At 67.0% G+C, this 23,080-nt stretch carries 22 protein-coding genes; 17 read left to right on the forward strand and 5 right to left on the reverse strand.

The window, feature by feature from the left end:
* The first annotated feature begins 40 nt into the window (after positions 1–40).
* From ATO11_RS09105 to ATO11_RS09120, 4 genes are all read left to right on the forward strand, one after another.
* A complete protein-coding gene (locus ATO11_RS09105) occupies positions 41–1,045 on the forward strand; it encodes a TAXI family TRAP transporter solute-binding subunit (protein WP_050530504.1) in 1,005 nt (334 codons plus the stop codon).
* Positions 1,046–1,268: 223 nt separating this feature from the next.
* On the forward strand, positions 1,269–3,455 hold the full coding sequence (locus ATO11_RS09110) for a TRAP transporter permease (protein ID WP_050530505.1): 2,187 nt from the start codon (positions 1,269–1,271) through the stop codon (positions 3,453–3,455).
* 226 nt (positions 3,456–3,681) lie between these two features.
* The gene (locus tag ATO11_RS09115) at positions 3,682–4,857 is read left to right on the forward strand and encodes an acetyl-CoA C-acyltransferase (protein ID WP_050530630.1); all 1,176 of its coding nucleotides are present in this window, start codon (positions 3,682–3,684) and stop codon (positions 4,855–4,857) included.
* Positions 4,858–4,934: 77 nt separating this feature from the next.
* Positions 4,935–5,489 carry a VOC family protein gene (locus ATO11_RS09120; RefSeq protein WP_050530631.1) on the forward strand — a complete coding sequence of 185 codons (555 nt, stop codon included), beginning with the start codon at positions 4,935–4,937 and terminating at the stop codon, positions 5,487–5,489.
* Between the two features lie 51 nt (positions 5,490–5,540).
* On the opposite strand, the gene ATO11_RS09125 is transcribed toward ATO11_RS09120, so the two are convergent.
* Entirely contained in the window at positions 5,541–7,835 is a 2,295-nt protein-coding gene (locus ATO11_RS09125) for an adenosylcobalamin-dependent ribonucleoside-diphosphate reductase (RefSeq protein WP_050530506.1), read from the reverse strand.
* 119 nt (positions 7,836–7,954) lie between these two features.
* Here ATO11_RS09125 and ATO11_RS09130 point away from each other — a divergent pair, with 119 nt between their 5' ends.
* The 4 genes from ATO11_RS09130 to ATO11_RS09145 all read left to right on the forward strand — a co-directional run bounded on the left by ATO11_RS09130 (position 7,955) and on the right by ATO11_RS09145 (position 11,164).
* Positions 7,955–8,383, forward strand: a complete 429-nt coding sequence (locus tag ATO11_RS09130; RefSeq protein WP_050530632.1) for a DUF1489 family protein — start codon at positions 7,955–7,957, stop codon at positions 8,381–8,383.
* A gap of 66 nt (positions 8,384–8,449) precedes the next feature.
* Positions 8,450–9,712, forward strand: coding sequence for a DUF2157 domain-containing protein (locus tag ATO11_RS09135; RefSeq protein WP_050530507.1), 1,263 nt, complete (start codon positions 8,450–8,452; stop codon positions 9,710–9,712).
* Positions 9,709–10,257 carry a GDYXXLXY domain-containing protein gene (locus ATO11_RS09140; RefSeq protein ID WP_050530508.1) on the forward strand — a complete coding sequence of 183 codons (549 nt, stop codon included), beginning with the start codon at positions 9,709–9,711 and terminating at the stop codon, positions 10,255–10,257. Before ATO11_RS09135 ends, ATO11_RS09140 begins: the two co-directional genes overlap by 4 nt.
* A gap of 46 nt (positions 10,258–10,303) precedes the next feature.
* Positions 10,304–11,164, forward strand: a complete 861-nt coding sequence (locus ATO11_RS09145) for a branched-chain amino acid aminotransferase (protein WP_050530509.1) — start codon at positions 10,304–10,306, stop codon at positions 11,162–11,164.
* 18 nt (positions 11,165–11,182) lie between these two features.
* Here ATO11_RS09145 and ATO11_RS09150 read toward each other — a convergent pair whose 3' ends face one another.
* Positions 11,183–11,437 carry a hypothetical protein gene (locus ATO11_RS09150; protein WP_050530510.1) on the reverse strand — a complete coding sequence of 85 codons (255 nt, stop codon included), beginning with the start codon at positions 11,435–11,437 and terminating at the stop codon, positions 11,183–11,185.
* Between the two features lie 191 nt (positions 11,438–11,628).
* Between ATO11_RS09150 and ATO11_RS09155 the strand changes: the two genes are divergently transcribed.
* The 9 genes from ATO11_RS09155 to ATO11_RS09195 all read left to right on the forward strand — a co-directional run bounded on the left by ATO11_RS09155 (position 11,629) and on the right by ATO11_RS09195 (position 19,164).
* On the forward strand, positions 11,629–12,189 hold the full coding sequence (locus tag ATO11_RS09155) for a NifU family protein (RefSeq protein ID WP_050530511.1): 561 nt from the start codon (positions 11,629–11,631) through the stop codon (positions 12,187–12,189).
* Positions 12,182–12,763 (forward strand): tRNA (adenosine(37)-N6)-threonylcarbamoyltransferase complex dimerization subunit type 1 TsaB, encoded by a 582-nt coding sequence (gene tsaB, locus ATO11_RS09160; RefSeq protein ID WP_050530512.1) that lies wholly within the window; start codon positions 12,182–12,184, stop codon positions 12,761–12,763. Before ATO11_RS09155 ends, tsaB begins: the two co-directional genes overlap by 8 nt.
* The gene (locus ATO11_RS09165; protein ID WP_050530513.1) at positions 12,753–13,202 is read left to right on the forward strand and encodes a GNAT family N-acetyltransferase; all 450 of its coding nucleotides are present in this window, start codon (positions 12,753–12,755) and stop codon (positions 13,200–13,202) included. The genes tsaB and ATO11_RS09165 overlap by 11 nt, the downstream gene beginning before the upstream one ends.
* A gap of 106 nt (positions 13,203–13,308) precedes the next feature.
* Positions 13,309–14,304: a BMP family lipoprotein gene (locus ATO11_RS09170; RefSeq protein ID WP_050530633.1), complete on the forward strand. Its 996-nt coding sequence runs from the start codon at positions 13,309–13,311 to the stop codon at positions 14,302–14,304.
* A gap of 59 nt (positions 14,305–14,363) precedes the next feature.
* Positions 14,364–14,729, forward strand: coding sequence for a nuclear transport factor 2 family protein (locus ATO11_RS09175; protein ID WP_050530514.1), 366 nt, complete (start codon positions 14,364–14,366; stop codon positions 14,727–14,729).
* A gap of 228 nt (positions 14,730–14,957) precedes the next feature.
* Positions 14,958–16,487, forward strand: coding sequence for an ABC transporter ATP-binding protein (locus ATO11_RS09180; protein WP_050530515.1), 1,530 nt, complete (start codon positions 14,958–14,960; stop codon positions 16,485–16,487).
* On the forward strand, positions 16,484–17,575 hold the full coding sequence (locus ATO11_RS09185) for an ABC transporter permease (RefSeq protein WP_050530516.1): 1,092 nt from the start codon (positions 16,484–16,486) through the stop codon (positions 17,573–17,575). Before ATO11_RS09180 ends, ATO11_RS09185 begins: the two co-directional genes overlap by 4 nt.
* Complete coding sequence (locus ATO11_RS09190) at positions 17,575–18,195, forward strand: LysE family translocator (RefSeq protein WP_050530517.1); 621 nt, start codon at positions 17,575–17,577, stop codon at positions 18,193–18,195. Before ATO11_RS09185 ends, ATO11_RS09190 begins: the two co-directional genes overlap by 1 nt.
* Positions 18,196–18,198: 3 nt before the next feature.
* Complete coding sequence (locus ATO11_RS09195; RefSeq protein ID WP_050530518.1) at positions 18,199–19,164, forward strand: ABC transporter permease; 966 nt, start codon at positions 18,199–18,201, stop codon at positions 19,162–19,164.
* Between the two features lie 7 nt (positions 19,165–19,171).
* Here ATO11_RS09195 and ATO11_RS09200 read toward each other — a convergent pair whose 3' ends face one another.
* The 3 genes from ATO11_RS09200 to ATO11_RS09210 form a co-directional block, all read right to left on the reverse strand.
* Complete coding sequence (locus tag ATO11_RS09200; protein ID WP_050530519.1) at positions 19,172–20,176, reverse strand: phosphotransferase family protein; 1,005 nt, start codon at positions 20,174–20,176, stop codon at positions 19,172–19,174.
* Positions 20,173–21,408 (reverse strand): acyl-CoA dehydrogenase family protein, encoded by a 1,236-nt coding sequence (locus ATO11_RS09205; RefSeq protein ID WP_050530520.1) that lies wholly within the window; start codon positions 21,406–21,408, stop codon positions 20,173–20,175. The genes ATO11_RS09200 and ATO11_RS09205 overlap by 4 nt, the downstream gene beginning before the upstream one ends.
* Positions 21,409–21,520: 112 nt before the next feature.
* Positions 21,521–23,056: an ATP-dependent DNA helicase gene (locus ATO11_RS09210; RefSeq protein ID WP_050530521.1), complete on the reverse strand. Its 1,536-nt coding sequence runs from the start codon at positions 23,054–23,056 to the stop codon at positions 21,521–21,523.
* Between the last annotated feature and the right edge of the window lie 24 nt (positions 23,057–23,080).

Raw genomic sequence — 23,080 nt, forward strand, 5'->3', positions numbered from 1 at the left:
GGCCCGGCAGAGGTCGGGCTTGTCACATGGGAGGACACTTATGACATTCTTCAAAACGCTTGCCGCCGGTGTGGTGGCTGGCGCGATGACGGTGGCCACGGGCGCATTCGCGCAGGACACCGATTACGTGCTGAACACCGCCTCGACCGGGGGCACCTATCACCCGGTGGGCACCGCGATCTCGACCTTGACCAAGGTCAAGCTGCTGCCCAAGCAGAAATTCTCGCTCACCGCCGTGAACTCGGCCGGGTCGGGCGCGAACGTGCAGGCGCTGGGTGCGGGCACCGCCGATTTCGCCATCCTGCAGGGCCTGTTCGGGTCCTACGCCGCGACGGGCACCGGCCCGGTGACGGAGCCGCAGGAGAACCTGCGCTCGGTCACGATGCTGTGGCAGAACGTGGAGCAGTTCATCCTGTCAAACGACTGGGTGGAGACCGGCACCGTGGCCGACCTCGTGCCGGCCAGGGGCCAGGCAATGGCGATGGGTCGCCAGAACTCGGGCACGATCGGGTCGAACCGGGTGCTTCTGGCAGGCCTCGGCATCAACATGGACGAGGATTACGAGCTGGTCTACGCGGGCTACGGCCCGTCCGCAGACGCGATGGCCAACGGCCAGGCGATTGGCGGCGGTTTCGGTGCCGGCCCCCCGACGGGCGCGGTGACCAAGCTGTTCGCCAGCAACGGTGACAAGTTCACCATGCTGCAGATCACGCCCGAACAGGGTGCCGCCATGGATGGCGGGCGCAACCTGTGGGTGCCCTACACCATCGCGGCAGGCACCTATCCCGGCCAGGACGCGGATATCGCGACCATCGCGCAGCCGAACTTCCTGGCCGTGAACGCGTCGGTCGACGAAGAGCACGTCTACCAGGTGACCAAGGCGATGTACGAGAACCTGCCCTTCCTGCAGGCGATCCACCCCGCCACCAAGGCGATGGCGGTCGAGAACGCCATGGCCGGTCTTCCCGTGCCGCTGCACCCCGGTGCCGCGCGGTACTACATGGAAGTGGGCCTCGACGTGCCCGAGCGCCTGATGGCCAAGTAACCCGGACGGCCCCTTCCGAGATGTCGGAGGGGGCCATATGCATGCGCGGAACCAAGGCCGAAGGCCGCCGCGCATCGCCGGGCCCTCCCACGGCCCGGCGATACATCCACCACCTCCGCGTCGACCCGAACTCCTTCGGGCATGCCACCATGAAGTGCCCGGCAAGACCGGTCGGATCGCCGGACCAGGGCCCGACGTTGCGCGGCTTGGGACAGGACCCCACATGACCACCACACCAGACATCCCCGAAGACGTCGCCCAGATGATGGCCGCGCGGCGTGAACGCTGGCTGACGCTGGACGGTGTGACCGACAGCCCGCTGCGGCTGGCCATTGCCGCGCTCGCCGTCGCGTTCGGCGCGTGGCACGTCCTGACCAACGTCTGGCTGACCGAACCCGGCATGTGGCAGAACGCCATCCATTTCGCCGGTTTCGCCTTCTTCGCCAGCGTCATCTACTCGCCCTGGGGCGCGCGCGCCGACCAGCCGCGCTGGATCGCCGTGGACGTGATCTATGGCCTTGCCGTGGCCGCCGCGGCCCTGTGGATCGCGGGGGCCGAGGACGGGTTGTACGAACGCACGCTGGCCGAGACGGGGCTGGCCTGGCAGTTCCGCACGCTCGACATCCTGGCGGGCGGCCTGTTGATCTTTGCCGCGCTGGACCTGTCCAAGCGCGTGTCGGGCTGGGTGATCCCGATGCTGATCGTCATATCGCTGAGCTATATCCTGTTTCTCGGCAGCTACCTTCCGGGCGTGTTCCGCGCGGCCTCGCTGCCGATGAACGACGTGCTGTTCCGGACGCTGTTCAACGACGAGGGGATGTTCGGCATCCTCGCGTCGATCTCGTCCACCAACATCACGCTGTTCATGATCTTCGGCGGCTTCCTCGTGGCGTCGGGCGCGTCGGATTTCGTGATCGAGATTTCGAAGGTCGTCGCCGGGCGCATCCGCGGCGGCGCGGCCTTCGTCGCGGTGTTGTCGAGCGCGCTGACCGGCACGATCAGCGGGTCGGCGATTGCCAACACCGCCTCCACCGGGGTGATCACCATCCCGCTGATGAAGTCGAACGGGTTCCGCCCCAAGTTCGCCGCGGGGGTCGAGGCCGCGGCCTCTACGGGCGGGCAGCTGATGCCGCCGATCATGGGGGCGGGCGCCTTCGTCATGGCGTCCTACACCGCGATCCCCTATGCCACGATCGTCACCGTTTCGATCATTCCCGCATTCCTCTATTTCCTGTCGGTCGCCTTCATCGTGCGGATCGAGGCGATGAAGCACAACGTGGGCGAAGGCATCAGCCTTGAAGTCGACCGGGGCAAGATGCTGTCGGGCGGGCTGGCCTTCTGCCTGCCGCTGGGCGTGATGATCTGGCTGTTGATGACGGGGGTGACGCCGTCGTTCGCGGCCAGCTGGGCGATCGCGACGCTGATCGTGGTCAGCTGGGGCGCGACGCTGTTGTCGAAGGTCGTGGGCGAGGGACTGTTCGCGCCGGTCAACATGGGGCCGGTCAAGATCGCCGAGGCCACCATGATGGGCGTGCGGTCGTCGATCCTGACGGGTGTGCTGCTGGTGTCGATCGGGATCATGAACAACGCCATCGTCACAAGCGGCGTGGGCAACGGGTTTTCGCTGATGATCGCGCAGTGGAGCCAGGGATCGCTGGTGCTGGCGATCCTGTTGATCGGGCTGGCCTCGCTGGTGCTGGGCATGGGGCTGCCGGTGACGGCGGCCTACATCATCCTCGCCATCCTGACCGCGCCGGCGCTGGCCGGTATCCTTGCCGACGGGGTCATTGTCGAGGCGCTGATGGCGGGGCTCGCCGATCCGACGCAATCGGCGATGTTCATGCTGGTCGAGTCGCCCTACGCGATGCAGGTGGCCGAGGGCATGACGCGCGAGGAGGCGGTGGCGCTGATGCGCGCGATTCCGTTCGAACTGGCCGTGACCATCCGGCCCCTGCTGGTCGACCCGGCCCTGCAGACGACGTTCCTGCTGACCGCGCACCTGATCATCTTCTGGCTGAGCCAGGATTCGAACGTCACGCCGCCTGTCTGTCTTGCCGCCTTTGCCGCCGCCGGGATCGCCGGGTCGCGGCCCATGGCGACGGGGTTCCAGTCGTGGAAGATCGCCAAGGGGCTGTATATCGTGCCGCTGATGTTCGCCTACACGCCGCTCATCTCGGGCAGTTTCGGAGAGGTGATGCAGATCGGCTTTTTCGGCCTGTTCGGCATCTACGCCACGAATGCGCTGATCCAGATGTATTCAGAGGGGCCGTTGAAGGCGTGGCATTACCCGCTGCTGATCGCCGGGGCCGCCGGGTGTTACTGGCCACTGAACTGGGCCGCAAACCTCGGCGGTGCGGCGCTGGTCATGGGCGTGGTGGTGCTGTCATCGCGCGCGCGGTCCGCCTCTTGATGGAGGGCGGGTCGGCTGACGAGCAGCCGACCTACGGTTGAGGGGGTTCTGTCGGCTGACGAGCAGCCGACCTACGGGTGTGGGGTTCTGTCGGCTGGCGGGCAGCCGACCTACGCGAGGCCGTGTAGGTCGGGTGATCCTCACCCGACCCCCTCCGTGACGCTGCGGCGTGGTTGATGGCGCGCGCGCCGGGTGGTCTGATGGGACCAAAGAGGAGAACCCCATCATGGACCAGGCCGTCATCGTATCCGCCGCCCGCACGGGCCTTGCGAAATCCTTTCGCGGGTCGCTGAACCAGACCCACGGCGCGACGCTGGGCGCGCATGCGGTGCGCGCCGCCGTCGAGCGCGCGGGCGTCGATCCCGACCGGGTCGAGGACGTGGTGATCGGCTGCGGATTTCCCGAGGGCGTGACCGGCCAGAACGTCGCGCGGCAGATCGCCATGCGCGCGGGTCTTCCCGACACCGCCAGCGGCATGACGGTGAACCGCTATTGCTCGTCTGGCCTGCAATCCATCGCGCTGGCCGCGAACCAGATCGTGGCCGAGGGCGCGGGACCGATGGTCGCGGGCGGGGTCGAGAGCATCTCGATGGTGCAACCCGACGTGTCGGCCTTCCCCGACCCGTGGCTCGCCGAGCACCGGCCCGAGGCCTACATGCAGATGATCGACACCGCCGACCTGGTGGCCGAACGCTATGGCGTGAGCCGGGAGGCGCAGGACGCCTATGGCCTGCGCTCGCAGCAGCGGATCGCGGCGGCGCAGGAGGCGGGCCTGTTCGCGGACGAGATCGTGCCGATGGACACCGTGATGGCTGTGAAGGACCGCGAGACGGGAGAGGTCTCCACCAAGGAGGTGACGCTCGACCGGGACGAGTGCAACCGGCCGGGGACGACGATGGAGGGTCTTGCCTCGCTCGACCCCGTGCGCGGCGCGGGCAAGTTCATCACCGCCGGCAATGCCTCGCAACTGAGCGATGGCGCGGCGGCGGTCGTGCTGATGGGCGCCAAGGAAGCAGAGGCCGCGGGGATCGAACCGATGGGTGCCTTCCGCGGCTTTGCCGTGGCCGGGTGCGGGCCCGAGGAGATGGGGATCGGCCCCGTCTTTGCCGTGCCGCGCCTGCTGGAACGGCACAGGCTGAGCGTCGATGACATCGACCTGTGGGAGTTGAACGAGGCCTTCGCCAGCCAGGCGCTTTACTGCCGCGACCGGCTGGGCATCGATGACGAGAAGTGCAACGTCAACGGTGGCTCCATCGCCATCGGTCACCCGTTCGGCATGACCGGCGCGCGGATGGTCGGGCACCTGTTGCGAGAGGGCAAGCGGCGCGGGGCCAAGCGCGGCGTCGCGACCATGTGCATCGGCGGCGGCATGGGCGCGGCGGGCTTGTTCGACATCTACTGACGGCGCGCCGCTGTGCAGCGGCGGCAGGCGTGCTAATGTCCTTGGCGTCACACGCGCCGGAGAAGGAGGGCACCGCCATGTCGAAGCTGCAAGCGCAGGGGTTGCACCACGTCACGATGATGGGGGCGGACAGGCAGACCTCCATCGATTTCTGGGAGGGCGTGCTGGGCATGCCCTTCCTGTTCGAGCAACCGAACCTCGACAGTCCGGGCGAGGGGCATTTGTATTTCGATCCGGGCGACGGGCGGCTGATCACCATCTTCACCAGCGAGGACCGCAAGCCGGATGGCCGTGCGCGACGTCCCGAACCGGGAGAGATGCATCACGTCGCCTTTGCCGTCAGCCAGTCGATGTATTCGCAACTGGTCGAACGGCTGGATGCCAATGGGATCAAGCATTCGGGGGAGAAGGATCGCGGGTTCATGAACTCGATCTATTTCCGCGATCCGCTGGGGATGCTGATCGAACTGGCGTCCTACCGGTTCGAACCACCCGCGGGTTTCACCCATTCCGACGTGCTGCACGAGGCGCACAAGATCCGGGTGGAGCGGGGCGACATGGCGATCGCCGATCCGCATCTGGCCGACGCGATCGAGGTGCTGAGCGCGCGGAGGCCCACGCTCAGCGGGTAAGCGCCCCTCATCGGGCCTGATGGCCCGCCTCGGATCATCCGGGCTGTCAGGTCAGCCGCATTTGGAGTGGCCGCAGGAGGAGCAGGTCAGGCAGCCTTCGGCCATGTGCAGCGTGTACTGGCCGCAATTCGGGCAGGCCTTGCCGCGATTGCCGTCGTCGAGGTTCACGACCTGCGCCTGAGGGTCGGACTTGAGTCCCATCCCCTCCCCTTCGAGGAACCCGGTGGCGATCATGTGGCGTTCAATCACGCCGCCGATGGCTGCCAGAATAGACGGGATGTACTTGCCCTGCACCCATGCGCCGCCGCGCGGGTCGAACACGGCTTTCAGCTCTTCCACCACGAAGGACACGTCCCCGCCGCGCCGGAACACGGCCGAGATCATGCGGGTCAGCGCCACGGTCCACGCGAAGTGTTCCATGTTCTTGGAGTTGATGAATACCTCGAACGGACGCCGCTGGGTGCCCTGCACGATGTCGTTGATCGTGATGTAGATCGCGTGCTCGCTGTCGGGCCATTTCAGCTTGTAGGTCTGCCCTTCGAGCGCGTTGGGGCGGTCGAGCGGTTCGGAGATGTAGATCACCTCGCCATCCACCGCGGCGGCCGTACCGCGCACCTGTTCGGGCGCCTCGCCCGGTGCGTCCTCGGACGCCTCGGACACCGACAGGACCGACCCCGTGACTGCGTTGGGGCGGTAGGTCGTGCAGCCTTTGCACCCTTGATCCCACGCGGCCATGTAGACGTCCTTGAACGCGTCGAACGAGATGTCCTCGGGGCAGTTGATCGTCTTCGAGATCGACGAGTCGACCCATTTCTGCGCCGCCGCCTGCATCCTGACATGGTCGAGCGGGGCGAGGGTCTGGGCGTTGACGAAATGGTCCGGCAGGGGCTCGTCGCCTTTCAGGTCGCGCCACATCTGGACGGCGTAGTCGACCACCTCTTCCTCGGTGCGCGACCCGTCCTTTTGCAGGACCTTGCGGGTATAGGCGTAGGCAAAAACCGGCTCGATCCCCGAGGATACATTGCCCGCGTAAAGGGAGATCGTCCCGGTGGGCGCGATGGAGGTCAGCAGCGCGTTGCGGATGCCGTGTTCGGCGATCTGGGCGCGCACGTCGGCATCCATCGCCTGCATCGTGCCTGACTGCAGGTAGGCGTCCGCATCGAAGAGCGGAAAGGCGCCCTTTTCGGTCGCCAGCCCAACCGACGCGAGGTACGCGGCGCGGGCGATGGCGTGCAACCAGTGCTCGGTCTGACGCGCCGCCTCCTCCGAGCCATAGCGCAGGCCGGTCATCAGAAGCGCATCGGCAAGGCCCGTCACGCCCAGCCCGATCCGGCGCTTCGCCTGCGCCTCGGCCTCTTGCGCGGGCAGCGGGAAGCGGGAGGCGTCGACAGTGTTGTCCATCATGCGCACCGCCGTCGCCACGAGGTCGGCCAGCGCGTCCTCGTCGATCGCGGCGGCGTCGGTGAAGGGGTCGGACACCAGCCGCGCGAGGTTGATCGAGCCGAGAAGGCACGCGCCATAGGGCGGCAGGGGCTGTTCTCCGCAGGGGTTCGTGGCGGCGATGGTTTCGGCATAGTTGAGGTTGTTGGCGGCGTTGATCCGGTCGATGAAGATCACGCCGGGTTCGGCGTAATCGTAGGTCGCGCGCATGATGCGGTTCCAGAGGTCACGCGCCTGAACGGTCTTGTAGACCTTGCCGTCGAACACCAGGTCCCACGGCCCGTCCTCCTTGACCGCGTCCATGAACGGGTCAGTTACGAGGACCGAGACGTTGAACATGCGCAGGCGGGCGGCGTCGGACTTGGCGTCGATGAACGCCTCGATATCGGGGTGGTCGCAGCGCATCGTGGCCATCATCGCGCCCCGGCGGGAGCCCGCCGACATGATGGTGCGGCACATCGCGTCCCACACGTCCATGAAGGACAAGGGCCCCGACGCATCGGCGGCGACGCCCGCGACGGCCGCACCCTTGGGCCGGATGGTCGAGAAATCGTAGCCGATCCCGCCGCCCTGCTGCATGGTCAGCGCGGCCTCTTTCAACCCGTCGAAGATGCCGCCCATCGTGTCGGGGATCGTGCCCATGACGAAGCAGTTGAAGAGCGTGACCGACCGGCCCGTGCCCGCGCCGGCGGTGATGCGGCCCGCCGGCAAGAACTTGAACCCTTCGAGCGCGTCATAAAAGCGCGCCTCCCACGCATCGCTGTCGTCTTCGACGCTGGCCAGAGCGCGGGCGATGCGGCGCCAGGTGTCTTCGACGGTGGTGTCGATGGGCGTGCCATCCGCCTCTTTCAGGCGGTATTTCATGTCCCATATCTGCTCGGCGATGGGCGCGGCGAAGGCGGTCATGGCAACGATTCCCTTGCGTGGAGGATCAACACTATAGCCCGTCGCGCGGCGTTTCGCCACCATCCCTTGCAGCGCGGGCGTGGTGCGATACGATATGTGGCAGGCATGTGGAGGAATCTGTGGGTAAACTGCACCTCATCAAGTTGAGCGTCGGCAGCGAAAGCGTCGACAGCCTGCAGGCGTGGTACAACAGCCGCGCCTGCCGGCAGGTGGACGGCCAGCCGTGCCACATCACCCGGATGTGGCCCAAGCGCGAGGCGGAGCTGCTGGATGGCGGCTCGATCTACTGGGTGATCAAGGGCGTGTTGCAGGCCCGCACGCGCCTGTTGGGGTTCGAGGAGGTGATCGGCGCCGACGGCATCCGCCGCTGCGCGATGATGATCGACCCCAAGGTGATCCGGACCGAGACCGCGCTGAAACGCCCTTTCCAGGGGTGGCGGTACCTCAACGATGCCGATGCGCCTGCCGACCTGCGCGCGGGCCGCGAGCGGGAAGAGGCGCTGCCGGTGGCCCTGTCCGCCGCACTGGCCGAGATCGGCGTGCGCTGAGGCCCGTCGAAAGGTCAGGAAAATCCGCCCTGTCCCGGATGCCCCCGGATGCGGTAGCCTGACGGCATGAGACACCTGTCCCGCACCGCGTTCCTGCGCGCCGCCGTCGATGACTGGCAGGCGCGTGGCGTGCTGCCCGCCGATCAGGCAGACGCCCTGCGCGCCGATATCGGTCCCGAGGCCGCCGGGCGCGGGTTCATGGGGTTCGTGGTGATCGCGGGCGTGGTCAGCCTGATGTTCGGCGCGATGACCTTCGTCGCCGCCAACTGGGAGGAGATGAGCCGTCTCGCCCGCGTCCTCCTGATCTTCGCCGCGCTCTGGGCGTCGTGGGGTGGCGTTCTCTATGCCCGGATGACGGGTCGGACGTGGCTGTCGGCGGTGCTGACGCTGCTGGCCTGTGGCCTCTTTGGCGCGGGGATCATGCTGATCAGCCAGATGTACCATATCCAGGGCAATCCAAGGGATGCGGTCTGGCTCTGGATGCTGGGCACGCTGGCGGCGGCGGCGCTGGCGTGGTCGCCGATGGCGCTGGCGCTGGCTTTTGGTCTGATGGCGTTGTGGCACCTTCTTGGGGTCTTTGACGACCTCGCTCCCGTCAACTGGCTGTTTCTTGTGCCGTGGCTTGCAGGCGCGGCCCTGTGCCTTGCGATGCGGTCGCGGATCGTGGCGCATATGGGGGCGCTGGCGCTCTGCGCGTGGGCGTTGTCCGAGATCATCGTGGAAGACCTGCCCGAGGCCCTGTTCATGGTCACCACGGCGGCGGGCTTTGCCGTGCTGGCGCTGCTGCTCGCCAGCCATGCGCGCCCGCGCCTGTTGCAGGGGTTCGAGCCGGAGGCGGTGGGATACGTCCTCGCGCTGACCGGGCTGTCGCTCTTGCCGCTCTACCTTGTCCCGGACGAGGCGACACTGGCGACGGGGCGCGCGGCGGTTCTGGGGTGGAGCGCTTTGGCCGCGTCGCTGGTCCTGTGCATTGGCCTTGCGGTGATGGGACAGGCGCGCGGGTGGCGGACGGAGTATGATCAGTGGGTCACCGTGGGCGCGCTGGTCCTGACGGCGCTGGCCTTTTTCGTGCTGCGCTGGCCGGGCACGACCGACCTGGTCCTGCTGGCGCTGTCGATCTGGTGCGTGCGGATCGGGCATCGGCTCGACAGCACGCTGCTGCGGGTGCTGGGCGCGGTGTGGTTCGCGGGCATGATGCTGACGATCTATGCCAAGACGCTGGGCGACCTGCTGGGCACCTCGCTGTTCTACCTTGGCGCGGGCGCGCTGCTCCTGGCGGGGGCCTTCATCGCGACGCGGCTGGGGCGCAGGCGGGAGGGCAAGGCATGACCCGGCGCTGGATGCTGATCGGTGGGATCGCGGTGGCGGCAGCGCTGCAGACCGCCGCGCTGGCCAAAATGATCACCGACCGCGCGGCACTGATCCGAGACGGGCAGGAGGTCGTGCTGGAAACCGGCATGGTGGACCCGCGCGACCTGTTCCGGGGCCATTACGTGACGCTGGACCTGGTCATCTCGCGGCTCGACACGGGCGCGGTCACCGTGACCGGCGATCTGACGCCCGACGAGCCCGTCTGGGCGATCCTTGCCGAGGGCGAGGACGGGTTCTGGCGCCCGACCGAGGTCACGACCACGCGGCCCGCGACGGATGCGCCCGTGCTGCAGGGCACGTTCCGCTATGCCGCGCCCGATCAGATCCTCATCGATTTCCCGTTCGGTCGCTACTATGCCCCGAAGGACCGCGCGCAGGAGCTGGAGGTGGTGCGCAACGACCGGGCGCTGGGGCTGATCGTGGCGCTGGACCCGGAAGGGCATGGCGCGATCAAGGGCGTCACCGTGAACGGGGAACCCGTCTACCTGGAGCCGCTTTACTAGCGCCCGGCGCGGCGACATAGTGCGCGCGATCAGGGGAGGCTTGGGCATGGCGACCGGCAGCAATATCCGCACGTTCTTCGAAGGCCGCTGGCATGACGGCGACGTCATGGTGATGCGTGCCGCCGATCACGGGTCGTGGCTGGGCACCACGGTGTTCGACGGGGCGCGGCAGTTCGACGGGCGCGCGCCGGACCTCTGGGCGCATTGCGACCGCGTCAACCGCTCGGCCCGCGCGCTGATGATCACGCCGACCGTGTCGACGGACGAGATGGTGAGCATCGTGCGCGATGGCTTGAAGGCCTATGACGGCAACACCGCCGTATACGTCCGCCCGATGTACTGGGCGCTGGATGGCGGCGACCTCGGGATCGTGCCGAAAGAGGGCGCAACGGGGTTTGCGATCTCGCTGGAAGTTATCCCGATGGCCCCCGCCACCCATACCAGCACGCTGACACGCACCCGGTTCCGCCGCCCGGTGCTGGAGGACGCGGTGGTCGATGCCAAGGCGGGCTGCCTCTACCCCAACAATGCCCGCATGCTGGCCGAGGCACGCGCCAAGGGGTTCGGCAACGCGCTGGTCACGGACGCGATGGGCAACGTGGCCGAAACCGCGACCGCGAACATCTTCATGGTGCGCGACGGCGTGGTCTTCACCCCCATCCCCAACGGCACTTTCCTGGCCGGGATCACGCGCGGGCGGCACATCGCGAACCTGCGCGCCGACGGGGTCGAGGTGGTCGAGAAGGTGCTGACCTTCGCCGATTTCGAGGCCGCGGACGAGGTGTTCATGACCGGCAACATGATGAAGATCACGCCGATCACCGCCTTCGACGAGGTCAGCTACCAGCACGGCCCCGTCGCGCGCCGCGCGCGGGAGCTTTACTGGGACTGGGCGGCCTCGGCCTGAGCCGGACGCCGCCGCGTATCAGGTGAGTTTCGCACCGCCCGGTTGCAGGTCCCGGTCGATCAGCGCCTGAACGCGGTCGGCATAATCCTGCATTTCCTTGGCCATGACGAAGACCGAGCCCACGGTGGTCGAGGATACCTCGCTCGCGAGGTCGTAGCCGAGTGTTTCCAGTTCCTGCACGAGAAGCGAGGCCAGCATCGCGAGCCTGCGGTCGGCAGGCACGTCGTGGAGGATGTCGGTGATGGAGCGCGAGCCCGTGGCGGAGTGAGCCATGACAAACCCGATCAGTTTGAGTGGGAGAGTAACGCCCGCAAATCACTTTTTGACCAAATGGTCAACGAAATACGTCGCAGCACATAGACGCACGCCGTCGCGCGGTTCGCGGCCGATTTAGAACCATTCCAAACTCTTGACACGCCAAGGACCAGTCGTCATCTAAAGACCAGACCAGAGGATCGCGCCCCATGTTCATCCAGACCGAGTCCACGCCCAACCCGGCGACCCTGAAATTCCTGCCCGGCCAGACCGTGCTGGAGATGGGAACGGCCGATTTTCCCAGCGCGGAAGGCGCCGATGCCTCGCCGCTGGCGACGCGCATCTTCGGGGTGGAAGGCGTGACGGGCGTGTTCTTCGGCACCGATTTCGTGACCGTGACCAAGGCCGAGGGCGTGGAGTGGGATCACATCAAGCCCGCCGTGCTGGGCGCGATCATGGAGCATTACCAGTCCGGCGCGCCGGTCATGGCCGGTGGTGCCGCGCAGCCTTCGGGCCATGCCGAGCATGACGGCGAGGATGCCGAGGTCGTGGGCCAGATCAAGGAACTGCTCGACAGCCGGGTGCGTCCCGCCGTGGCGCAGGACGGCGGCGACATCACGTTCCACGGGTTCGACAAGGGCGTCGTCTACCTGCACATGCAGGGTGCCTGCGCCGGGTGCCCGTCTTCGACCCTGACGCTGAAGATGGGGATCGAGAACCTGTTGCGGCACTACATCCCCGAAGTGACCGAGGTGCGCCCGGTTGCCTGAACGGCCCCTCACGCTTGGCTTCGACACGTCGGCCGCGCATTGCGCGGCCGCTTTGGTGTCGGGCGGGCGGGTTCTTGTGTCGGTCCGTGAAGAGATGGCGCGCGGACAGGCCGAGCGGCTGATGCCGATGATCGAGGAGATGCTGCACAGCGCGGGCGTGACCTGGCAAGAGCTTGACCGCATCGGGTGCGGGATCGGGCCGGGGAATTTCACGGGCATCCGTATCTCGGTCTCCGCCGCGCGCGGGCTGGCGCTGGGGCTAGGCGTGCGCGCCGTGGGCATGTCGAGTTTCGAGGCTCTGCACCGCGACATGCCGGACGCCACCGCGCTGGTCGCCGCGCCACGCGGGCAGGTTTATGCCTGTGCCCCAGGCGGGGCCCCTGCCCTGCGCGACCGTGCGGAGGTCACGGGACCCGTGGTCGAGATGACGGACCCCGCGCGCCTTGCCGAGGCAATCGCGCTGATCGCGGATGCGGCGGGGCCGGAGCGGGACGCGCCGAAACCGCTCTACCTCAAACCCGCCGATGCCGCGCCGGCCTCGGACCCGCCGCCGGTGATGCTGGATGACGCCTGACGACTGGGCGCAGCTGCACGGGGCGGCGAACGGCGCGGCGCAGGCTTGGTCGGCGGGGGACTTTGCCGGGCTGATGGACAGCGCGGGCGTCCTGTCGCTGGGCGATGGGCGGGCGGCGCTTCTGGGGCGGGTGATCGCGGACGAGGCGGAGGTGCTGATGCTCGCCACCCATCCCGATCACCGGCGGCAGGGCCTTGCGCGGGCAGTGCTGGCCGCGTTCGAGGCCGGGGCGGCAGCGCAGGGCGCGGAGCGCGTGTTCCTCGACGTGCGGGCGGACAACCGCGCGGCGCTCGGCCTTTACGCGACCGCCGGGTATGCCGAGACAGGACGGCGGGCGCGGTATTACCGCATGGCGGACGGTGCCCGCGTTGATGCAATCCTGCTCGCCAAGGCGTTGACGCAACGGCCCCCGGACGCCGCCGGGAAAGAATCCGGTTGACCCCTTTGGCACGCTGCGCCCTAATCCCAACATGATCGCGGGCCGGCTGCTGGCCCGCATCCCGCGCGCGATACAACGCGCCACGGATCAAAACTGGGAGACACCAATGACATTCATGCACAAAGCCCTTGGCACCGTCGCGGCGCTGGCCCTGACCGCGGGCGCGGCGCTGGCCGAGCCGGCCCTGATCTTCGACCTGGGCGGCAAGTTCGACAAGTCGTTCAACGAGGCGGCCTATAACGGCGCGAAACGCTGGGCGGACGAAACCGGCAACTCCTTCCGCGAGATCGAGCTGCAATCCGAAGCGCAGCGCGAGCAGGCGCTGCGCCGCTTTGCCGAAGCGGGCGCGAACCCGATCGTCATGGCCGGCTTTGCCTTCGGCACGGCGCTGGGTGAGGTTGCCGCCGATTACCCCGACACCAAGTTCGCGATCATCGACATGGTCGTCGACCAGCCGAACGTGCAGTCGGTCGTCTTCAACGAGCATGAAGGGTCGTACCTCGTCGGCATGATGGCGGCGATGAAATCGGAATCCGACACCGTCGGCTTCATCGGCGGCATGGACATCCCGCTGATCCGCAAGTTCGCCTGCGGCTATGCCCAGGGCGTGAAGGCGGTGAACCCCGACGCGACCGTGATCGCCAACATGACCGGCACGACGCCCGCGGCGTGGAACGACCCGGTGAAGGGTTCGGAGCTGACCAAGGCGCAGATCAGCCAAGGCGCTGACGTGGTCTATGCCGCGGCGGGCGGTACCGGCGTGGGCGTTCTGCAGACCGCCGCCGACGAAGGCATCCTGTCGATCGGCGTGGACAGCAACCAGAACTACCTGCATCCGGGCAAGGTCCTGACCTCGATGATGAAACGCGTGGACAACGCCGTCTATGACGCGTTCTCGGCCGGGGCCGATCTGGAACCCGGTTTCCAGGTCATGGGGATCTCGAACGGTGGCGTGGGCTACGCGCTGGACGAATACAATGCCTCGCTCGTGTCGGACGACATGAAGTCGGCGGTCGACGCTGCCGCGGCCAGCATCGCCGACGGATCGCTGTCGGTGCATGACTACACGTCGGATGACAGCTGCCCCGCCCTGTCGTTCTAAGACCATCGGGCCGTGCCGACCCCCGGCGCGGCCCAACACTCACAACGAGGGGGCGCGCGATGAGCGATCCCATCACCACCTTCTTCAACGCATGGTCGGAAACGGATGCCGAGGCACGCCAGATGTGCATCGCGGCCAGTTTCGATCCGCACGGGGTCTATGCCGATCCGCGCGCGCCCGAGCCGATCCGCGGCACCAAGGCGCTGTCGGATTACGTCGGCATGTTCAGCGCCAATGCGCCGGGCTGGACGGCAAAGGTCGTGAGCACCGATGCCGTCGCGGGCCTGACCCGTGCCACCGTCGCTTTTGGCGGCAAGGGGCCGGACGGCGCGCACAAGGTGCAGCACGGGCAGTATTTCGTGGAAACCGATGGCGGGAAGATCACCCGCATGACCGGCTTCGCGGGCCTTGGAGCGCCTGAGTGAGCGGAGCACCGGCCGCAACGCCCTTGCGCGGAATCAAGGCCGCAGGCCGCCGCGCAATCGCCGGGCCTCCCCCCGGCCCGGCGATATGGCCGGGACAGCGCGCAACACTGGCCTTCTGCAGGTCTGGCAAACATAAAGCGCCCCGACCCCAACGAGGGATCGCCGATCCGAGGCCCGACGACCGCGCGGCTGATCTTCCATCTCGAACCAAAGCTATTTGACGCACCCATGACCGCCCCCGCCATCGAACTCAAAGGCATCTCGAAAGCCTTCGGCCCCGTGCAGGCCAACAAGGACATTTCGATCCGCGTGATGCCCGGCACGATCCACGGCATCATCGGCGAGAACGGCGCCGGGAAATCGACGCTGATGTCGATCCTCTACGGCTTCTACAAGGCCGATGCGGGCGAGATCTTCATCAACGGCAAGAAGACCGTCATCCCCGACAGCCAGGCCGCCATCGCGGCGGGGATCGGCATGGTCTTCCAGCACTTCAAGCTGGTGGAGAACTTCACCGTCCTCGAAAACGTCGTTCTCGGTGCCGAGGAAGGCGCGATGCTGATGCCGTCGCTGAGGAAGGCCCGCAAGGAACTGACCGAACTGGCAAAGGAATACGGGCTGAAGATCGACCCGGACGCGCGCATCGACGAAATCGGCGTCGGCATGCAGCAGCGGGTGGAAATCCTCAAGGCGCTTTATCGGCAGGCCGATATCCTGATCCTCGACGAACCGACGGGCGTGCTGACGCCCGCAGAGGCCGACCAGCTCTTCCGCATCCTCGACCGGCTGCGGGAAGAGGGCAAGACGATCATCCTCATCACCCACAAGCTGCGCGAGATCATGGACATCACCGACACCGTCAGCGTGATGCGCCGGGGCGAGATGACGGCGACGGTCAAGACCTCGGAAACCTCGCCCGCCGAGCTGGCGGAACTGATGGTGGGCCGGAAGGTGCTGCTGCGCGTCGACAAGACAGCCGCCAATCCCGGCAAGCCGGTGCTGGAGGTCGAAGGCCTGCGCGTGGTCGATTCCCAAGGGGTCGAACGCCTGCGCGGCATCGACCTGACCGTGCGCGCGGGCGAGATCCTCGGCATTGCGGGCGTGGCCGGGAACGGCCAGTCGGAACTCCTCGAAGTGCTGGGAGGATACCGCACCGCCACGGGCACCGTGCGCGTGAACGGGGAAGAGATCGACCTGACGGGCAAGCATTCCGACGGCCGGTCGCGCCGCGCGCGCGGTATCGCCCACGTGCCCGAAGACCGCCAGTCCGAAGGGCTGATCATGGATTTCATGGCATGGGAAAACGCGGTTTTCGGCTATCACCACGACCCCGCGATGCAATCCGGCCTGTTGATGAACAACGCTGCGATCAAGGCCGACACGGCGGGCAAGATGGAACGCTTTGACGTGCGCCCGCCCAACCCGCGCCTGCAGGCCAAGTCGTTCTCGGGCGGCAACCAGCAAAAAATCGTCCTGGCGCGAGAGATCGAGCGGAACCCCGACCTGTTGCTGGTCGGCCAGCCGACGCGCGGCGTCGATATCGGCGCGATCGAATTCATCCACCAGCAGATCGTGCGCCTGCGCGACGCGGGCAAGGCGATCCTGCTGGTCAGCGTCGAACTGGACGAGATCATGTCCCTTAGCGACCGCATCGCGGTGATGTTCGATGGCCGGGTTATGGGCGAACGCCTGCCGGGCGAGACGGATGAAAAGGAACTGGGCCTTCTGATGGCCGGTGTGACGGAGACGGCTGCATGAGCAAGATGCCCGCCTGGGCCGACGCGGTCCTTGTGCCCCTGATCTCGATCTTCCTTGCGGCGATCCTGTCGGCGCTGGTGATCCTGTTCATCGGGGAGGACCCGATTGCCGCGCTGAACCTGATGGTCGATGGTGCGCTCGGGTCGACCTATGGTTGGGGCTATACCCTGTATTACGCCACGAATTTCCTGTTCACGGGCCTGGCCTTCTCGGTCGCCTTCCATGCCGCGCAGTTCAATATCGGGGCCGAGGGGCAGGCGATGCTGGGCGGGCTGGGCGTGGCCATCGTGTGCATCGTGATCCCGTGGCCGCATTGGTCGCTGGCGTTGATCTTTGCCTTGGTGGGCGCGGCGGCGTTCGGCGCGTTCTGGGCCGCGATCCCGGCCTACCTGCAGGCCACGCGCGGCAGCCATATCGTGATCACCACGATCATGTTCAACTTCATCGCCGCCGCTCTGCTGAACTACCTGCTGGTCAACGTGATGCGGCCCGAAGGCAGCATGGACCCGGCCACCGGCAAGTTCCCCGAAGCCACGCACCTGCCGACCCTGCACGACATCCTCGGCGTCTTCGGCATCCCGTTTTCCAAGGCCGCACCGGCCAACATCTCGCTCCTGATCGGGCTGATCGCCTGCGTGCTGGTCTACCTGCTGATCTGGCGCACCAGGCTTGGGTACGAGATCCGCGCCTTCGGCAAATCCGAAAGCGCCGCCAGGTACGCGGGCATCAGCCCCGTGAAGATCACCGTCGTGGCGATGATGATCTCGGGCGGGCTGGCCGGCATGATGGCGATCAACAACGTCATGGGAGAGGCCGAACGGCTGGTCATGAACGCGACCGAGGGCGCGGGCTTCATCGGCATTGCCGTGGCCCTGATGGGGCGCAACCACCCGCTGGGCGTGCTGCTGGCCGCGATCCTCTTCGGCTTCCTCTACCAGGGCGGGGCGGAACTGGCGCTGTGGGCCAGCATCCCGCGTGAGCTGATCGTGGTGATCCAGGCGCTGGTGATCCTGTTCACCGGCGCTCTCGACAACATGGTGCGGATGCCGCTGGAACGGCTGTTCGGTGCGGTGCGGAGGGAAGGCTGATGTGGGCGGATTATGCCGGGCTGCTGGTGTCCTTCGGGATCATGGTCACCGGGCTTCTGAGCCCCGGACCCAACATCCTCGCCATCATCGGGACGTCGATGGAGCGCGGGCGGCAGGCCGGATCGGCGCTGGCCTGCGGGATCGCCGTCGGATCGGGGCTGTGGGCGGTGCTGACTGTGCTGGGCTTCTCGGCGCTGATGGCGACCTATGCGGGCGCGATGATCGTGCTGAAGATCGCGGGCGCGGCCTACCTTGCGTGGCTCGCCTTCAAATCCTTCCGGTCGGCATTCGGCCCCACGAAACAACTGAACGCCACGGCCCGCAGTGACAAGGCGCTCTTCTGGCGCGGGTTCCTCATCCAGATGACCAACCCCAAGGCGGCCCTGATGTGGATCGCCACGGTCGCCGTGGGTATCGGCAGCGCGGCGCAGGTCCATATCTCGGTCCTGCTGGTGGTGGGGTCGTTCCTGCTGTCGCTGGTCGGGCACCTCGCCTATGCCCGCGCCTTTTCGACCGAGCCGGTCGTGCGCTTCTACCAGCGCGCCAAGCGCTGGCTCGACATGGCGTTCGGGGCGTTCTTTGCCTTTGCCGCCTTCAAACTCGCCACCTCGCGGAGCTAGGACATGGATCTCGCCACCGCATTGCAAATCCTCGATTCCACGGTCCGCCTGTCAACGCCGCTGCTGCTGGCCTGCCTTGCGGGCCTCTTTTCCGAACGCGCGGGGATCTTCGACATCGGGCTGGAAGGCAAGATGCTGATGGCGGCCTTCTTCTCTGCCGCCGTGGCGGCGCTGACCGGGTCGGTCTGGCTGGGCCTGCTGGCGGGCATCGCGTCGTCGATGGTGCTGTCGGGGCTGCATGGCCTTGCCTCGATCACGTTCCGCGGGGACCAGCTGATTTCCGGCGTGGCGATCAACTTCCTTGCCATTGGGCTGACCGTTCTGATCGCGCAGGACTGGTTCCAGCAGGGCGGGCGCACACCGTCGCTGATCGGAGGCGGACGGTTCCAGGAGATCACCCTGCCCTTCGCCGATACGTTGCAAGGCGTGCCGATCCTCGGACCCATCTATCACGACCTGATCTCGGGCCATTCGATCCTTGTCTACGTCGCGCTTTTGATGGTGCCGCTGACATGGTGGATCCTCTTCCGCACGCGGTTCGGCCTGCACCTGCGCGCCGTGGGGGAGAACCCCGCCGCCGTCGACACGGCGGGCCTGTCCGTCGTCGGCCTGCGCTTTGCCGCCGTTGGCATCTGCGGAATCCTCTGCGGGATCGCTGGCGCCTACCTTGCGACCGGGCTGCAAGCCGGGTTCGTGAAGGAGATGACGGCGGGCCGGGGCTACATCGCGCTGGCGGCGCTGATCTTTGCCAAGTGGCGGCCGTGGTACGCGCTGGGGGCCTGCCTGCTGTTTGGCTTCCTGCAGGCGGTGGCGCTGCGGTACCAGAACATCGACCTGGGCGCATTTACCGTCCCGGTGCAGTTCATGGACGCCCTGCCCTATATCCTGACGGTGGTGATCCTTGCGGGCTTCATCGGCAAGGCGGTGCCGCCGAAATCCGGTGGCGTGCCTTACGTGAAAGAGCGGTAGGCGCGCCCTATCCGTTCAACGCCGCGCGCCCCTTCTCGGCAAAGACGGGCACGAAGGAGCCGTAAAGCGCCGCCTGCTCGGGGTTCGACGCGTTCCCGTCAAGCCCGCGTTTCTTCACTCCCTGAAGGATCGCCGCCATGCGGAAGAAGGCAAAGGCAAGGTAGACGTTGAAATCCGCGATCCCGTCGATCCCGCGCAGGGCGCAATAGCGCGCGATGGCATCGGCGTCGGTGGGCAGGCCGAGACGGGCTCGGTCGAGCCCGGCGAGGCCTCGCCCCACCTTGCCCGGCGGAAGCTGCCACTGCATCACCAGCGCCGCGAGGTCGGCATAGGGGTGGCCGGTCGTCGATAATTCCCAGTCCAGCACGGCACTGACCCGTGGCGCGTCAGGCGCGAAGATCAGGTTGTCGATCCTGTAGTCGCCGTGCACCAGCGTCCGCTGCCCGTCATCTTCGGGCAGCGCCGCTTCCAGCCCGGCGATCAGCGCATCCATGTCGGGCAACGGCTCGGTTTCCGAGGCGCGATACTGCTTGGTCCAGCGGCCCAGCTGCCGGGCGAGGTAGTGGCCTTCGGGGCCGTAATCGCCCAGCCCCGTCTGGTCGAGGTCGACCGAGTGGATGGCGGCCAAGACCTGAAGCATCGCGTCATAGATCGCGCCGCGTTCATCGGGCGTCGCGTCGGGCAGACCGGGATCGAAGAAGATGCGCCCCTCAACATGGTCCATCACGTAAAACGCCGTGCCGATCACGGCATCATCCTCGCAGAGCGTGTGCATCCGGACGACCGGTACGCCGGTGTCCGCTAGCGCCTTTTGCACCCGGAATTCGCGATCCACGGCATGCGCGGATTTCAGCAGCGCCCCTTCGGGCTTGCGGCGCAGCACGTAGGTGCCCGAGGGCGAGGTCAGCTTGTAGGTCGGGTTCGACTGGCCGGAGGCGAACTTCTCTGCCTCGAACGGCCCGCGCAGGTCGGTCTGCGCCTCGATCCAGCGGGTGAGCGTGTCGAGGTTCATAGCCGCATGTTCGTGTGTTTGCGCAACTCGGCCCGCGCGACCTGGCGGCGGTGCACGGCGTCCGGCCCGTCGGCGAAGCGCAGGGTGCGGTTGTGGGTGTACATCGCGGCAAGGTCGGTGTCCTGGCTGATACCTTGCGCGCCGTGCAACTGCATCGCCTCGTCCAGCACCTTTTGCGCCATGAGCGGTGCTACGACCTTGATCTGGCTGATCCACGGCGCGGCCTCCTTGGGTGAAGACGTGTCCATCATCCACGCGGCCTTGAGGCACAAAAGCCGTGCCATCTCGATCTCCATCCGGGCGTTGGCGATGATGTCGTAATTCGCGCCCAGCTGCGCGATGGGCTTGCCGAAGGCCTCCCGCGCCAGCCCGCGCTTGCACATCATCTCCAGCGCCTTTTCCGCCTGCCCGATGGCGCGCATGCAGTGGTGGATGCGGCCCGGCCCAAGCCGGCCTTGCGCCACTTCGAACCCCCGGCCCCGGCCAAGGACCAGGTCCTCCTTCGGAACGCGCACTTCGGTGAAGCGCAGGTGCATGTGGCCGTGCGGCGCGTCGTCGTGGTTGAAGACCTGCATGGGGCGCAGGATCTCGATGCCCTCCGCGTCGGCGGGCAGGACGAACATGGAATGGCGCTTGTGCTTGTCGGCGTCCGGGTCGGTTTCGGCCAGCAGGATATAGACCTTGCAACGCGGATCACCCGCCCCGCTGATCCACCATTTCTCCCCGTTCAGGACATAGGCATCGCCGTCCTCGCGCGCCTCGAACGCCAGTTGCGCGGCGTCGGAAGAGGCGACGTCCGGTTCGGTCATCACGTAGGCCGAGCGGATCTCCCCGGCCAGAAGCGGTTTCAGCCAGCGTTCCTTGTGCGCCGCCGTGCCGTAACGCTCGAACACCTCCATGTTGCCGGTGTCGGGGGCAGAGCAGTTGAAGACCTCTGCCGCCAGCCGAACCTTGCCCATCTCTTCGGCGAGGTAGGCATATTCCACGGTCGTCAGACCCTGCCCCTTCTCGCTGTCGGTCAGCCAGAAGTTCCACAGGCCCCGCTCCCGCGCCTTGGCCTTCAGCCCGTCAAGGATCTCCAATTGGCGCGGCACGTGCTGGAACCGGTCGCCCGACGGATGGGTGCCCACCAGCGCGTGGAATTCGTGGTCAAGCGGTTCGATGTCGTCCGCGATCATCGCCCGCACCTGCTCTACCAGCGGGCGCACGCGGTCGGTCATGCCTAGGTCCATGGGTGTCCTCCTGAGCGCAGTGAAAGCGAGGTGCGGGGGGATGGCAAGCCTCTTCGAAGAGGCTTGGCAACGCCGTTCGAACGGCGTTGCACCGCGGGACCGTTACACCGTGTCAGCCCTCCGGCTCTGCCGCGGTGAGTTCGAGGCCGGGTTTCGGCAGCGCCTTCAGATCATCCACCGTCAGCGGCTGCGTCGGCTTGGCGAGCCGGTTGCGCACGACCCAGTAGAGCCGCTCCTGCGCGCGGGTGATCGCGACATAGGCCAGCCGCTTCCAAAGCGGCACGCCCGCCTCAGTCCGGCCGGCGCGGAAGGCGGCGTAGAGGTCCGGAGCAAAGACCTGCACGTTCTCCCACTGCGAGCCCTGCGCCTTGTGGATCGTGACCGCCGCGCCGTGCAGGAAGGTGGCGCCCATCCGGGCGGCGAAGGGGATGAAGGGTTCTTCCTCGTCCGGCTTTTCGATCTTCACGATCGACGCGGCGGACACCTGCGGATCCTCGGCCCCCATCACGTGCAGCTTGGAAAAGCCGGGGCGGCGGCCTAGGCCCATGTAGATCACCTGCGCGCCCTTGATCAGCCCGCGCGCTTCCAGATCGAGGCGCTTCTTGCGATGTTTCATGGGCAGTTCGATGCCGTCGCAGATCAGCGGCTCGCCCTCCAGCAACTCGTCCTCGGGCGCGCCATAGACCGAGCGAAACGCCTGGATCAGGCGAATGCGCGTGGCGTTGCGCCAGACCAGCACGGGGGAGCGCGCCATCAGGTCGACCTCCACCCGTTCGGCATGCACGACGCGGTCATCGCGTGCGGCGGCCTCCTGCACCATGGCTTCGAAGCGGTGGAAATCGACGTCGGGGTCGGCGAGCGCGTGGGCGAGGTCGAGGATGGGGCTGTCCGCCTCCTGCCGGTGGATGCGGTTCAGCTGCATCTTCTGGCCGTCTTCCAACCGGTCGAACACCATCGCGCCCGACTGGTTCACCGGGGCCAGCTGCGCGGGATCGCCGAACAGCAGGAGCGTCGGGAAAATCTCGCGCAGGTCCTCGTACTGCTTGTCGTCGAGCATCGAGCTTTCGTCGACGAACCCCACGTCCAGCGGCTCTTCCCGCCGCTTCCAGCCAGTGATGAAATCGCTGCCCCTCAGCCCCGCCGCCGCCAGCGCGCCGGGGACAGATGCGTTCTGCTGGTAGAAGGCGTAGGCGCGGTCGAGCGCGGCGTCGGTCAGGCCTTCGACCTCGGGGCGGTCGCCCTGCCCGGCGATCCATTCGGCGATGCGTTCGTATTCGGGGTCGTAAACGGGGGTATAGAGGATGCGGTGGATCGTGGTGGCGGGTACCCCGCGCATCCGCAACACGCTGGCCGCCTTGTTGGTGGGGGCGAGGATCGCAAGCGTGCGCCGGTCCTTGCGGCGGCGGCCCTCGTAATCGCCCGAGACGATGTCGACCCCGGCGGCGCGCATCGACCGCACCAGTTCGGCCAGAAGCAGCGTCTTGCCCGATCCCGCCTTGCCCATCACCGCCATGACGGCGGACTTGCCGTCACGCGGCGGCATCAGCAGCGCATCGTCGAGGTTTATGCCCGCACCCGCCAGCAGGGCCGACACGCGATCATGCGCCTCGGCCTGTTCGTCGGACAGAATGATCGCGGGCTGGGACATGGGCGCACACTAGGGCGCGCGCGA

It is taken from the genome of Pseudaestuariivita atlantica, assembly GCF_001205715.1.
Lineage (GTDB): Bacteria > Pseudomonadota > Alphaproteobacteria > Rhodobacterales > Rhodobacteraceae > Pseudaestuariivita > Pseudaestuariivita atlantica.

What these genes read in the sequence shown, in the direction of transcription:
- ATO11_RS09105 (WP_050530504.1), top strand. Translation starts at nt 41, where the DNA reads ATGACATTCTTCAAAACGCTTGCCGCCGGTGTGGTGGCTGGCGCGATG.
- ATO11_RS09110 (WP_050530505.1), top strand. Translation starts at nt 1,269, where the DNA reads ATGACCACCACACCAGACATCCCCGAAGACGTCGCCCAGATGATGGCC.
- ATO11_RS09115 (WP_050530630.1), top strand. Translation starts at nt 3,682, where the DNA reads ATGGACCAGGCCGTCATCGTATCCGCCGCCCGCACGGGCCTTGCGAAA.
- ATO11_RS09120 (WP_050530631.1), top strand. Translation starts at nt 4,935, where the DNA reads ATGTCGAAGCTGCAAGCGCAGGGGTTGCACCACGTCACGATGATGGGG.
- ATO11_RS09125 (WP_050530506.1), bottom strand. Translation starts at nt 7,835, where the DNA reads ATGACCGCCTTCGCCGCGCCCATCGCCGAGCAGATATGGGACATGAAA.
- ATO11_RS09135 (WP_050530507.1), top strand. Translation starts at nt 8,450, where the DNA reads ATGAGACACCTGTCCCGCACCGCGTTCCTGCGCGCCGCCGTCGATGAC.
- ATO11_RS09140 (WP_050530508.1), top strand. Translation starts at nt 9,709, where the DNA reads ATGACCCGGCGCTGGATGCTGATCGGTGGGATCGCGGTGGCGGCAGCG.
- ATO11_RS09145 (WP_050530509.1), top strand. Translation starts at nt 10,304, where the DNA reads ATGGCGACCGGCAGCAATATCCGCACGTTCTTCGAAGGCCGCTGGCAT.
- ATO11_RS09150 (WP_050530510.1), bottom strand. Translation starts at nt 11,437, where the DNA reads ATGGCTCACTCCGCCACGGGCTCGCGCTCCATCACCGACATCCTCCAC.
- ATO11_RS09155 (WP_050530511.1), top strand. Translation starts at nt 11,629, where the DNA reads ATGTTCATCCAGACCGAGTCCACGCCCAACCCGGCGACCCTGAAATTC.
- ATO11_RS09165 (WP_050530513.1), top strand. Translation starts at nt 12,753, where the DNA reads ATGACGCCTGACGACTGGGCGCAGCTGCACGGGGCGGCGAACGGCGCG.
- ATO11_RS09170 (WP_050530633.1), top strand. Translation starts at nt 13,309, where the DNA reads ATGACATTCATGCACAAAGCCCTTGGCACCGTCGCGGCGCTGGCCCTG.
- ATO11_RS09175 (WP_050530514.1), top strand. Translation starts at nt 14,364, where the DNA reads ATGAGCGATCCCATCACCACCTTCTTCAACGCATGGTCGGAAACGGAT.
- ATO11_RS09180 (WP_050530515.1), top strand. Translation starts at nt 14,958, where the DNA reads ATGACCGCCCCCGCCATCGAACTCAAAGGCATCTCGAAAGCCTTCGGC.
- ATO11_RS09185 (WP_050530516.1), top strand. Translation starts at nt 16,484, where the DNA reads ATGAGCAAGATGCCCGCCTGGGCCGACGCGGTCCTTGTGCCCCTGATC.
- ATO11_RS09190 (WP_050530517.1), top strand. Translation starts at nt 17,575, where the DNA reads ATGTGGGCGGATTATGCCGGGCTGCTGGTGTCCTTCGGGATCATGGTC.
- ATO11_RS09195 (WP_050530518.1), top strand. Translation starts at nt 18,199, where the DNA reads ATGGATCTCGCCACCGCATTGCAAATCCTCGATTCCACGGTCCGCCTG.
- ATO11_RS09200 (WP_050530519.1), bottom strand. Translation starts at nt 20,176, where the DNA reads ATGAACCTCGACACGCTCACCCGCTGGATCGAGGCGCAGACCGACCTG.
- ATO11_RS09205 (WP_050530520.1), bottom strand. Translation starts at nt 21,408, where the DNA reads ATGGACCTAGGCATGACCGACCGCGTGCGCCCGCTGGTAGAGCAGGTG.
- ATO11_RS09210 (WP_050530521.1), bottom strand. Translation starts at nt 23,056, where the DNA reads ATGTCCCAGCCCGCGATCATTCTGTCCGACGAACAGGCCGAGGCGCAT.